Raw genomic sequence first — 11136 nt, 5'->3', positions numbered from 1 at the left:
CCGCCTTCCGCTCCGCGTCGGCCTTCTCTGCCGCCGCTTTCGCCTCAGCCGCCTTCCGCTCCGCTTCGGCCTTCTCTGCCGCCGCTTTCGCCTCAGCCGCCTTCCGCTCCGCTTCGGCCTTCTCTGCCGCCGCTTTCGCCTCGGCCGCCTTTCGCTCCGCTTCGGCCTTCTCTGCCGCCGCTTTCGCCTCAGCCGCCTTCCGCTCCGCTTCGGCCTTCTCTGCCGCCGCTTTCGCCTCAGCCGCCTTCCGCTTCGCTTCGGCCTTGGCAGCCAATTCCGCGAAATCAAAATCGAACCGACGGTTCAGGATCTCCCGGGATGCGGCGTCCGCCGCGTCAAATCGGGGCGGGGCGGTAAATCCGGACTGGTAGGCCGCGTCCACCGGGGCCGTATACAGGGTCTCAGGCTGCCAGCGGTCGAATTTGATCGCCAGCAGCTCCGCAATGGACCGTTTCTTCTTCGGCGGTTTCGACACCGCCGCGAAATCAAAATCGAACCGGCGGTTCAAGATCTCCCGGGCCCGGGCGTCTGCCGCATCAAATCGGGGCGGGGCGGCAAATCCGGCCTGGTAGGCCGTGTCCACCGGCGCCGTATACAGCGTTTCGGGCTGCCAGCGGTCGAACTTTTTCATCGACAGATCCGCTGAAGAAGCTTTTTTCTGTCTTACGGTGGTCTTTTTCGGTGTCGGTTCAGCTGCGGCCGCCGGCGTTTTCTCAACTTCCTGTTTCGGCCCCGCGCTCATCGCCTTTTTCGCGATGGACTCTTGTTGGGTGGCCGTCTTTTTTTTCTTCGCGGCGGTCTTCTTTTTTGAGGATGTTTTTACCGTTGTTTTTTTCACCATAAAAACCTCTTTGCATGTCTAACCGGTTAAGCAGTTAAAAAGCAGCCCATACATTAGGAATCACAACAAATTCGCTTTTCGTTAATATAAGATGACGCCGACTTTGTAAACATTTTTTTCCGAAGACCGGCCGAGCCTCTCAGAGACGCCATGGAATTCTTCGGTTCAGCCGGATCCGCTGGAGGGTAATCGCCACATCGAACACCAGGATCTCGACCCCTTCCCGCGCCGCCCGCCGGACCTCCCTGCCGTAGTCCGGATCGACGGCATCCGCCGGCATGAAAAGATCGGCATCCATGCGCTGAATCAGGTAGAACATGACGCATCGCGCCCCCTCCGTCACCAGGCGCCGCATTTCGACAAGGTGTTTCAGCCCCCGGGCCGTCACCGCATCCGGGAACAGGGCAGCGCCGTCCGCCACGAAAGTGCAGTTTTTCACCTCCACGTAGCATCGGCCCTTCTTCGGGTCGGACAAAAGGATGTCCATCCGGCTGCGTCCGCCCACGACCGCCTCCCGCTGCAGGGACGCATATCCGGAAAGCTCCTGGATCACGCCCCGATCGATGGACTCCGCCACCAGCCGGTTGGGAACCTGCGTGTTGACCCCTACCAGGGATGTCGGCATGCGGATGAGTTCCCAGGTGTATTTGAGCTTTCTCCCGAGATTGTCATTGCGGGACAGGTAGACCGGCCTGCCGGGTTCGCAGCATGCCGTCATTCTTCCGGAATTCGGACAGTGGGCCGTAACCGTCCGGCCGTCTTCGAGCAGCACGTCGGCCAGAAACCGTTTATATCTCCGGATCAGTTTTCCGGGGATCATCTCCGGCCAACCGAGCCCCGGATAACCGGCTCCCTCCGGCGGGTGGGCCGTCATGTGCCACCCCGGCGCCCGTCGAATCGCATTCCGGCGCGTCCTTTCAAGCGGGATGCGGGGGCCGTCTCCTGGCATTTCGGGAATGCGTTGGGAATTGACATCCGACACCCGCCCATATATGAAAAGGTCTTATCATGAAGCGTACGCGATGGTTTTATCATCCCATATTTGTGTTCGTTATTTCCATTCTGGCCCTGGCCCTCTCCCTGTTTCTGTACATTTACTGGTACACGAAGGCCAGCGCCAACCTGGTGACCATCGCCCGGCGATTCGACATCGATCCCCATCAGGTCCTGAAGTCGGAAACCTGGGTGGTCATCCTCATTCTCTCCATCCTTGTGGGCTTCATTCTGATCGGCATTTTCGCCATTTTCGTCTATGGTCAGAAGACCCTTCAGCTCTACCGTCTTCAGCATAATTTCATCAATAATTTCACCCATGAACTGAAAACGCCCGTCACATCCCTGAAACTGTATCTGGAGACCTTTCTCAAGCACGATATCCCCAGGACCGATCAGATGAAGTACATCCGCTATATGCTGCTGGACGTCGGGCGGCTGTCCGACAACATCAACCGCATCCTGAACCTCGCCCGGATCGAGAGCAAAAGCTACGGGGGAGAATTCGTCAAAACGGATATGGTTCAGGTCGTCCGCCAGTTGATCACCAGCAGCCATCATCTCTTTGAAGGATGCCGGATCGAAATCCACTGCCCCGAGGGGGATGCCTTCATTTACCCCATCAACGTCCCCCTGTTCGAGATGCTGCTGATCAATCTCTTCACCAACGCCATCAAGTACAACGCCTCCGGTGTCCCCAGAATCGACATCTTTTTCGAAAAGCAGAAACGGCATATTATCGTCCGGTTCCAGGACAACGGCATCGGCATCGCAACATCGGACCTCAAGCGCATTTTCAAAAAATTCTATCAAGCGGGCCGTTCCGATGATATGACGGCTAAAGGCAGCGGGCTTGGGCTCTATCTGGTCCAGAACATCGCGCGCATCCACAAGGGCAAAATGGTCGCCGGCAGCAGGGACAGCGGCGAGGGGTCGGTCTTCACCCTGACCCTGCCGCGCCGCAGGTAATGCCGCGCCCGGATTTCATGGTGTATCCCAACCGGCTTTCAAACATAACGCCAATGATCACAACGAATAAAAAGCGAATCCTGGTCGTCGAGGATGAACTGCATATCGCCGAGGGGCTGAAGCTGAACCTGACCCTCCAGGGCTATTCGGCGGAGATTGCAAGGGACGGTGCCGATGCCCTGAGGCTCTGGAAGACGCAGCGGCCGGATTTGATCATCCTCGACATCATGCTCCCGGTGATCGACGGCCTGTCGGTCCTGCAGCATATCCGCCTCGAGGACGAGCAGATCCCCATCCTGATCGTGTCGGCCAAGAGCGCCCACAATGACAAGATCAAGGGGCTCTCCTACGGGGGCGACGACTACCTGACCAAGCCCTTCCATCTGGACGAACTCCTCCTCCGCATCGAACGGCTGCTGAAGCGGTACTCATGGTATGGCGACAAGGACAGCGCCCAGCGGGATGCCATGGCGGCGATCCCCGCCGTTTATGCGTTCGGCGGCAACCGCATCGATTTCAACACGGCAACGGCAGAGTGCCGCTACGGCACCATCCGCCTGACGGAGCAGGAGATCCGGCTCATGAAGCTCTTTATCGCCAACCGAAGCAAGCCGTTGTCCCGCAGCAAGCTTCTCCGGGTGGGATGGGGCTATACCGGAAAAACCACCACCCGGACCGTGGACAATTTCATTGTCCGGCTGCGCAAATATTTCGAGGAAAATCCCAAGAAGCCGGTCTTTTTCAGGAGCCTTCGGTCGGTGGGGTATGTCTTCGACCACGATTAAAAAGGACGGTTTCGTAAAAAGGCCGAGATCAAGGTTTGGAATCCCGAGGAATGAGGCGTACTTACAGTACGCCGCAGTGACGAGGGATACGCGTAACGCAGATATCGGCCTTTTTGCGAAACCGTCAAAAAGAGAGGATTCTGCGGAGAACGAAATAGGCCAGCGGGACGAAAATCGCGGGCAGCATGTTGCCGACGCGGATCCGCTTGATCTCTAGCATGTTGAAGCCGATGGCCATGATGAGCAGCCCCCCGACGGCCGACATCTGGGCGACCACCGCGGGCACGAGAAAAGGCTTGATCATCGTCGCGGTGAAGGTGATGAACCCCTGGTAGCAGAATACCGAAACGGCCGAGAAGATCACGCCGACGCCGAAGGTGGAGCCGAAGACGATGGAGGCCACGCCGTCCAGAATGGACTTGGCGAAGAGGGTTTGATGGTCTCCGGTAAGCCCGCTTTCCAACGACCCCACGATGGCCATGGACCCGACGCAGAAAAGAAGGCTCGCCGCCACGAACCCCTTGGAAAAGCCCCCTTCCCCCTTGGAGAACCGCCGTTCGAGATGGTTCCCGAAAAGCTCCAGACGCTCCTCGATCCGGAGCATTTCCCCGACGACGCTCCCGATGGCCAGGCTGACGATCACCAGCAGGATCTCCTGTGCGGCCAGGGCGCCTTTGAGGCCAATCAGGATGACGGCCAGGCTGATGGCATGCATCACCGTCGTCGTGTACCTTTCGGGGGCGCCGCCTCTCAGGAGAAGCCCCACAAGGCCTCCGCAAACGATCGCGAGTGTATTGACCACGGTTCCCAGCAAAACGTCATCCTTCCAAAGGGGTGTTGGCGCGGTTGACCGGGGAGTGAGGGCCTCGGCCCATGCGCTCCCGCGGCGGCGATCCCTGAAAACGGCCTGAACCATATGCAAGGCGGGGAATCGTGTCAAGCTGAAAGATGCGGCGCTTCGGGATATTCCAACCGCCGGGGAGGCGACTCCATCGCGGGGTTCGGGATCAGCGCCCCTCAGGCGGGGTTTCCGGCGGAATGCCCTCGGGGATCAGCCGCCACACCTGGTTGCCTCCGCCGTTGCAGCCGGCCTGCTGGACGTTGGCGCCGTCTTCGACGCTCTCCCCTTTCACATCCATGCATCTGCCGCTGTTCACCGAGATGATGCGGAGGTCGCCGCCGGCTTCCGAAACGAATTTCCAGCGCTGGTTGGCGCCGCCGTTGTAGTCGTGCTGCTGGATGTTGGCGCCGTCCCCGGTGCCTGAGGATTGGACGTCCACGGCCTTGCCGCTGTGGTAGGATATGATGCTGTAGACGGGGCTGCCGTCCGATTCACCGTCGGGGAATAGGGTCCATAGCTGGTTCGGCCCCCGGTTCAACCGGAACTGCTGGATGTTGGCGCCGTCCTCCTTGCTCTTGCCGTCCACATCCAGGGCCTTCCCGCTCTTCCGGGAGACGATCCGGTAGGCGGTATCCGAATGGGGGTAGGGCTGAATGCGCCAGGTCTGGCCGGATCCGCTTCCGCACACGAACTGGTGGACGTTGGCCCTGTCCGGCTTGCCGCCGCTTTGGACCGTCAGGCATTTTCCGCTGTGGACGGCCAGAATCCGGAAACGATCCTCCCCGGCCGGCACCAGCCGCCATCGCTGGTTCCGGCTCCCGAAATCCCTGAAAAGCTGAACGTTGGCGCCGTTCTTCCGGCTGTAGCCCGCCACATCCGCCACCCTGCCGCTCTTGAGGGAGACGATGGCAAAGGATTTCCGGAAACGCTCCGGCCTGAAGCGCCAGCACTGCCCGACGCCGCCGTTGACGCCGGCCGCCCCGATATTGGCGAGGTCGACCGCTTCCGCACCGTCGACCTGCAGGGCAAGGCCGCTCTCCGCTGAAACGATCAGGCAGGTCCGATCGGCAGGCGGCTGCCCCCAGGCCATCCCGATGCCCGCGAGCAGCAGCATCCCCGCGAGGATCAGGGTTTCTCCAGGCCGCCGCAGCCTCATGTTCCGATCATTTCCTGATGTATCCCCATTCCACCAGCCGATTGTAGGCATGCTGCGCCTGGGCCCCCTTCTGGACGGATTGGAGGTATTTCTGATACTGGGCGGCGGCATCCGGTTTTCTTCCCATCCCCTCCAGGGCGTATCCTTTCAGAAAAGCAGTGCTGGGATTGCCGGGAAGGATCTGGTCGTACCGGTCGAACGCCTGAAAGGCTTCCTGGAATTGCTTCTGATCGAGGCGGGCAAACCCGCTCACATAGTACGCCTGGGCCTCCCCCGGATAGACGGCCCGGGCCTGATCCGCATACCTCAGGGCCTCCCGGCTCTTCTCCTGAACGATCAGGCATTTTGACATCATCACCAGGGCGGCATAATCCCGGGGGGCCTGTTCCAGGGCATTCCTGAAAAAGGATTCGGCCTCGTCGTAGCGCTTCCTGGAAAGGGAGGCATCCCCTTTCTGCATGAGCTCGATGGCCCCCTTCATCCGGCGAAGGGAGGCCGTCTGGTCCATGTAGCGCTCCTTGCCCAGGGGCGCATTATGGGAGGCCTGATATTTCGTCCGGGCGTCATTCACGGCGGTGCGATACCGCTCATCGCTCATGGGGTGGGTGGAAAAAAGCACGTCCGCGTAGCCGGGCTTTTCCTTGGAAAGGGAATTGAGCATTCCCATCAGATCCACAAACCCGTCGGTGTTGTAACCGGCCTTGACCATGTATGCGTTTCCCAGGGCGTCGGCCTCCCGCTCGTTGTCCCGGCTGTAGGAGGCCAGGAGGAGGCTCGCTCCCAGCATCCCGAGCTGCCCGGCAATATCTCCGTAAGATGCGCCGCCCATCCCTGCGGCCAACTGCAGCCCGGACAGCAACACCGAGGTCATCTGGCTCTTGGACATCTGTTCAGCGGTGTGGCGCGCGTTGACATGCCCGAGTTCGTGCCCCAGAAGCGCCGCGAGCGACGCCTCGTTTGCCAGCTCCAGGAGAATGCCCCGGGTGACCGCGATGCTCCCGCCGGGAAAGGCATAGGCATTCACGTAAACCGCATTGACCGTACGGAAGGCATAGGGCATTCCCGGCCGGTGGGTATGGGGAATGAGCGAACGGCCGACCCCGTCGATATACCGGTTCAGGGCCGCATCCTGGGTGAGGCCGTAGTCGGCCGAATACTGCCTCGGCGAATACTGGCGATCGATCTGGATCTCCTGGGCTTCGGAGACCAGCATGAGTTGAGACCGCCCCGTGACGGGATCGAAAGCGCACCCCGCGGCCGCTCCGGCGGCGCTCATGGACAGCATCCAGAGAAACTCCCTCCGGGTCAGGCATCCCGGCGCCGCAGGGCCGAAAGCCCGTCCCGGACCCGCCCCGCCTCCGCAACCAACGTTCATGAATCCCTCCTATACACCGTCATCCGCTTCATCGTTCCATCCTCCCGTCGCAAGCGGCGTCCGCCGGGAGGCATCACCGGCATACTAAAAACAATTGCGGGAAAATGTCAACCGGGTTGGCCGATCTCCTGCAACGCAACCCCCTGAATCGGCATCGGCCTTGACCCGACCGCCTCTTTTGCCTATAAGGTTTTCGGGGAGCATCGACCCTGCCGCGCCCCTGGAGGGGCTACCACACAAGATGAAAAGGATATCGGACCATGCGGGAAATCGTCGAACTGACGAAGGCGCTCATCCGCTTCAAGACACGCGCTTCGGAGCCGGAAGAGCTTCAACGCTGCGCGCAGTTCATCGCATCAACCCTCGATGACTGCGGGGCCGTTTATCACCGCCAGGACGCCAACGGCATTCCGTCGATCTGGGCACTGCCTCAAGCCGGCCGGACAAAAATCCTGCTCATGAGCCATTTCGATGTTGTCGACGGCCCCGATGAAATGTTCGAGCCCGTCGAAACCGACGGGAAACTCTTCGGGCGCGGCGCCGTGGACGACAAATACGCCGTGGCCCTCTCCCTCGTCCTGTTCCGGAACCACCTGACCGCGCTGAAGAAGAGGGGCATCGGCCAATCGGCCATGCCTGTCGGCATCCTGATGACCGGCGACGAGGAAACGGGGGGCTGCAACGGCGCGGCCAAGGCCATCGCCCGGATCCGCGCCGACTTCTGCATCGCCCTCGACGGCGGCGACACCGGACGGATCATCACCCGGGAGAAGGGCATTCTTCGAATCAAAGTGACTGCATCCGGCAAATCGGCCCACGGGTCCCGACCATGGCTGGGGAACAACGCCATCGAGATCCTGATGGACGACCTTGCGCGGCTGAAGCCCCTTTTCGACCGGGAGACTTTAGGATACGAGCCTGAGGGCCACTGGCACCGGACCCTGAACATCGGCCTCATCGCCGGCGGCAGCGCCGTCAACCAGGTGCCGGATGAAGCCGCCGCCCATCTCGACATCCGGTATACGGAGCATGACGATGTCCCGAATCTCATCGACGAGATGGAGCGCCGCATTCAGAGCCCCCTCACGGTCCTGACCCGGGAGCCTATTTTCTCGACCGGCAGGACCCCTTATCTGGATCTGCTGCAGCAATCCGCCCCCCACGCGAGGCTCGGCCGGGAGGACGGCGCCAGCGACGCCCGCTTTTTGGCGGCCCACGGCATCCCGGGGGTGGTGTGGGGGGCCGACGGGGACCACACCCAGCACGCGGCCGACGAACATGTCGATATCGACAGCATCGGCCGCCTCTACGCCGCCCTCGACCGGTTCATCGCCGCCTGCTGAACCGCCCGGGCGCGGACGACGCAGACCGGGGGCGGTCATCCGCGGGGACCTCCCGGCAGGGCTCACCGGACGTTCCGGAAAATCCCGAGGGAGTTGGGGTGATGCATCTCATCGGCCATATCCCGGGTATGGCACACCTTGCAGTTTTTGTTGGCGCCCATGGGATAGGGCATCCCCTGATACTGGACGGGCGGGATATTGTCCCGATCGCTGCCGAAGGGGTTGTCGGCCGGATAGATGGCGTGGGGGCTGCCGTGGCAGGCCGCGCACATCACCCCGCCGCCGGAGCGCATCCGGTAGAGATCCGCTTCCGAAGCCGTCCAGTGATTGAAGGCGTCCAGGGCTTCGGGCGGCTGGAAACCCACGTGGCAGGTCAGGCAGTCGGGCTCGTTGATCCAGGGCTTCCGCGGCCGGATCTCCCCGGCGGACGCGAAATTCGCGGGGGTCAGGAGGGCTGCCGTCTTCTCCGCGGAGGCCTTGCCCGCCATCCGCTCCGCAACCAGCAGGCTGAGGGCGTGATCCGCCATCTCGCCGTGGCAGTGGGTGCAGTCCAGCCCGATCGCCCGGTGGATGCCCCGGTAGGCCCGGGTCACCCCCTCCGGCCGGCCGGGGTGGCAGCTTGCGCAGGCTTCCGGCCCCCGGTCCGTCAGGTGGACGGCATGGAACCCGTGAATGGACGCCGAGAGGTTCATCTGCGATTTTTCCGCGTCATGGCAGGACTGGCAGCGCACGGGAGCGCCGCCCCGGGCCTGCTCCAGGAGCCTTGTTTTGTTCATCCGGTCGTGGACCGCGAGAATATCCTCGGCCGTCTCGTCTGAAAGGCCGGCCTTGCCGTCCATGCGCCAGCCGCCCCCGTGGCACTCCCGGCAGTTCATTTCCGTCGAAACGGCCACGGGAATAAGGGTTTCGGCCAGCACCTTTCCGCCGGGATCGACCGCTGAAACGGTCATGCGGGGATAGGGCATGAAATTGCCTTTTTCGCCGTAGGGCATGACCGGAACGCCCTTTGCCAGGAACGCGCCCGTCGCTTCGTCATAGGCCAGGGTGTCCGCGACGCGCTTCCCGTAAAGCCCCGCTCCCTCGGCCAACTCCCTGCCCGTCAACGATCCGGCGGTTTTCCAGAAATCGCTGTGGGCGGCCGGATTCTCGAATCCCGCTTCCATGCGGTAGCGGAGGGTCACGCCGCTGGTGATCCGCTCGAGGGACTCCCCGCGCCGGATCAGGAGGGCGTGAATATCGCTGCCCGGGGCCGCGAAGCTGAAGTATCGGTCGGCGTCCGAGACGCAGTGCATTCCCTTGGCGTTCCAGGCCAGCAGGACGAATTCATCCGCATCCGCATTGAACGGCGGAATCGCAACCGGAAGCGCTTCGACGGCCGCCGGCGCTTCAGGCGCCTTCCCGTGGAGGCCCGCGGCGATATAGGCGGCCAGGGCGTCCCGCTCCGCCGCGTTGCCCAGAAAGGGCGGCATGTAGGTGTTGATCTTCCCCATGCCGTTCAGCATGGCCGCCATGCCGTAGCGGGAATACTTTTCGGTGAGAGGGAGAATGTCGTGCATGGGGCCGCCGACCGAATGGCAGGCGCTGCAGAGAAATTTGAACGCCTCCGCGCCGGCCGCCATCTGGTTTTCAGGGGTGATCTCCTGGTATTTCGACCAGCGCGCAGCCTTGAGGACGCCCGTCTTGCGGATGTCCTCCACCGCCTGGACGGGGGCCGCATTGGAATAAAGATACCCGTGGATCAGGTAGGGCCGCCGGCCGGCCTCCCGGATGAATTCAAAAGATCCCATGTAGGCAAGTCCGATGACCAGCAGCAGGCCCGCAATCCCCCGTTTGACGGGAAGGCCGACGCGCAGGGACATCAACACGCCCGCCGTGAATATCCCGGGGGAAATCCAGAGGAAGGACTTGAGATAGCGGAGGGTTTCCGGAGAGATGCCCAGGATCATCTCCTGCTGAGCCGGAGGAAGCGCCCGGATGTACCACCACCCGGCGCCAAGAATGACCGGAAGGGGAATCAGAAGCCATTTGGAGCAATAGCGGAGAAGGTTCTCCCGAAGGTCCGGGGCGGAGACCGCCAGGGCCGTGACATACCCGAACAGCCCGGCCAGCATGAACGCCATGGCCGAGCGGAACACGAGGGCAGGCCAGAAGGAGGGGTTGAAAAAGCCGTCCCAGAAGCCGCGGGTGACCAGCCAGTCTCCCGGGGTCAGCATGAATGCCACGATCCCGTTGATGACGAAGAGGGAGAGCCAGCCAAGGATGAAGTAAAGCCACCCCACGGCGAGGTGGGTCTTTTTGGCCATTTTCCCGAAGGTATGGTAGTAGACGAAGAGGGTAACGATCTCGCCCAGGAAAAAAACCCATTCGGTGGCCCATCCAAAGAAGAAATAATGAATCAGGATCGACGCCCCCTGGGGGCTCAGGACGGAGATGACAAACCAGATCCCCACGCCGGTGACGGCCCCGAACACCGCGGTCAGGATCAGGAAGAACCCGGCATGCTTCCTGGCGTAATCGAGGATCGCGGGGGAATTGTCCCGGTGCCCCTTGGTTTCGGTCAGCACGATAAAGAGCCCGCCCCCGACGGCGAAATGGGCGATATACACGTGAACGACCGCGATCAGGGCGATCCAGAATCCGCCTCCCAGCGCGTCCAGTTCCCACACCGGATAGTTTAACAACCCATATCCATTCATCTCCACCCCTCACGGCTTTTCGAAGCATCTGTTGCGGTTGGCGTTGACATCTCATTGCAGTCTATAAGCGATATGGGAGGGTCGTGTCAATACGCCGGCGGCGTGGGGATGGATCCCTCGATGGGATTTAGGGGATA

At 61.7% G+C, this 11136-nt stretch carries 10 protein-coding genes; 3 read left to right on the top strand and 7 right to left on the bottom strand.

Features of this window, described 5'->3' with window-relative positions; genetic code table 11:
• The 3 genes from ACEW8N_RS21555 to sfsA form a co-directional block, all read right to left on the bottom strand.
• A partial coding sequence (locus ACEW8N_RS21555) for a hypothetical protein (protein WP_373501938.1) occupies positions 1-631 on the bottom strand: 631 nt, incomplete at its 3' end.
• Between the two features lie 82 nt (positions 632-713).
• Positions 714-857 (bottom strand): hypothetical protein, encoded by a 144-nt coding sequence (locus ACEW8N_RS21550; RefSeq protein WP_373501937.1) that lies wholly within the window; start codon positions 855-857, stop codon positions 714-716.
• Positions 858-980: 123 nt separating this feature from the next.
• Positions 981-1715 (bottom strand): DNA/RNA nuclease SfsA, encoded by a 735-nt coding sequence (gene sfsA, locus ACEW8N_RS21545; RefSeq protein WP_373501936.1) that lies wholly within the window; start codon positions 1713-1715, stop codon positions 981-983.
• 134 nt (positions 1716-1849) lie between these two features.
• Between sfsA and ACEW8N_RS21540 the strand changes: the two genes are divergently transcribed.
• Positions 1850-2803, top strand: coding sequence for a sensor histidine kinase (locus ACEW8N_RS21540; protein ID WP_373501935.1), 954 nt, complete (start codon positions 1850-1852; stop codon positions 2801-2803).
• Between the two features lie 53 nt (positions 2804-2856).
• Complete coding sequence (locus ACEW8N_RS21535; protein WP_373501934.1) at positions 2857-3588, top strand: response regulator transcription factor; 732 nt, start codon at positions 2857-2859, stop codon at positions 3586-3588.
• Positions 3589-3712: 124 nt separating this feature from the next.
• On the opposite strand, the gene ACEW8N_RS21530 is transcribed toward ACEW8N_RS21535, so the two are convergent.
• The 3 genes from ACEW8N_RS21530 to ACEW8N_RS21520 form a co-directional block, all read right to left on the bottom strand.
• The gene (locus tag ACEW8N_RS21530) at positions 3713-4402 is read right to left on the bottom strand and encodes a DUF554 domain-containing protein (RefSeq protein ID WP_373501933.1); all 690 of its coding nucleotides are present in this window, start codon (positions 4400-4402) and stop codon (positions 3713-3715) included.
• A 193-nt stretch (positions 4403-4595) separates the two neighbouring features.
• Positions 4596-5585, bottom strand: coding sequence for an RICIN domain-containing protein (locus ACEW8N_RS21525; RefSeq protein ID WP_373501932.1), 990 nt, complete (start codon positions 5583-5585; stop codon positions 4596-4598).
• A gap of 7 nt (positions 5586-5592) precedes the next feature.
• Positions 5593-6960, bottom strand: coding sequence for a M48 family metalloprotease (locus ACEW8N_RS21520; RefSeq protein ID WP_373501931.1), 1368 nt, complete (start codon positions 6958-6960; stop codon positions 5593-5595).
• A gap of 260 nt (positions 6961-7220) precedes the next feature.
• Here ACEW8N_RS21520 and ACEW8N_RS21515 point away from each other — a divergent pair, with 260 nt between their 5' ends.
• Complete coding sequence (locus ACEW8N_RS21515) at positions 7221-8303, top strand: M20 family metallopeptidase (RefSeq protein WP_373501930.1); 1083 nt, start codon at positions 7221-7223, stop codon at positions 8301-8303.
• A 62-nt stretch (positions 8304-8365) separates the two neighbouring features.
• On the opposite strand, the gene ACEW8N_RS21510 is transcribed toward ACEW8N_RS21515, so the two are convergent.
• Positions 8366-10999, bottom strand: a complete 2634-nt coding sequence (locus ACEW8N_RS21510; protein ID WP_373501929.1) for a cytochrome ubiquinol oxidase subunit I — start codon at positions 10997-10999, stop codon at positions 8366-8368.
• Positions 11000-11136 lie beyond the last annotated feature (137 nt).

The sequence above is a fragment of the Desulfococcus sp. genome (assembly GCF_041737845.1).
Classification (GTDB): domain Bacteria; phylum Desulfobacterota; class Desulfobacteria; order Desulfobacterales; family Desulfococcaceae; genus Desulfococcus.
This window is presented reverse-complemented; position numbering and strand designations above follow the sequence as displayed.

Bases quoted from the DNA above. Each gene is read 5' to 3' on its own strand.
- ACEW8N_RS21550 (WP_373501937.1), bottom strand. From the start codon at position 857: ATGCAAAGAGGTTTTTATGGTGAAAAAAACAACGGTAAAAACATCCTC.
- sfsA (WP_373501936.1), bottom strand. From the start codon at position 1,715: ATGACGGCCCACCCGCCGGAGGGAGCCGGTTATCCGGGGCTCGGTTGG.
- ACEW8N_RS21540 (WP_373501935.1), top strand. From the start codon at position 1,850: ATGAAGCGTACGCGATGGTTTTATCATCCCATATTTGTGTTCGTTATT.
- ACEW8N_RS21535 (WP_373501934.1), top strand. From the start codon at position 2,857: ATGATCACAACGAATAAAAAGCGAATCCTGGTCGTCGAGGATGAACTG.
- ACEW8N_RS21525 (WP_373501932.1), bottom strand. From the start codon at position 5,585: ATGAGGCTGCGGCGGCCTGGAGAAACCCTGATCCTCGCGGGGATGCTG.
- ACEW8N_RS21520 (WP_373501931.1), bottom strand. From the start codon at position 6,960: ATGAACGTTGGTTGCGGAGGCGGGGCGGGTCCGGGACGGGCTTTCGGC.
- ACEW8N_RS21515 (WP_373501930.1), top strand. From the start codon at position 7,221: ATGCGGGAAATCGTCGAACTGACGAAGGCGCTCATCCGCTTCAAGACA.
- ACEW8N_RS21510 (WP_373501929.1), bottom strand. From the start codon at position 10,999: ATGAATGGATATGGGTTGTTAAACTATCCGGTGTGGGAACTGGACGCG.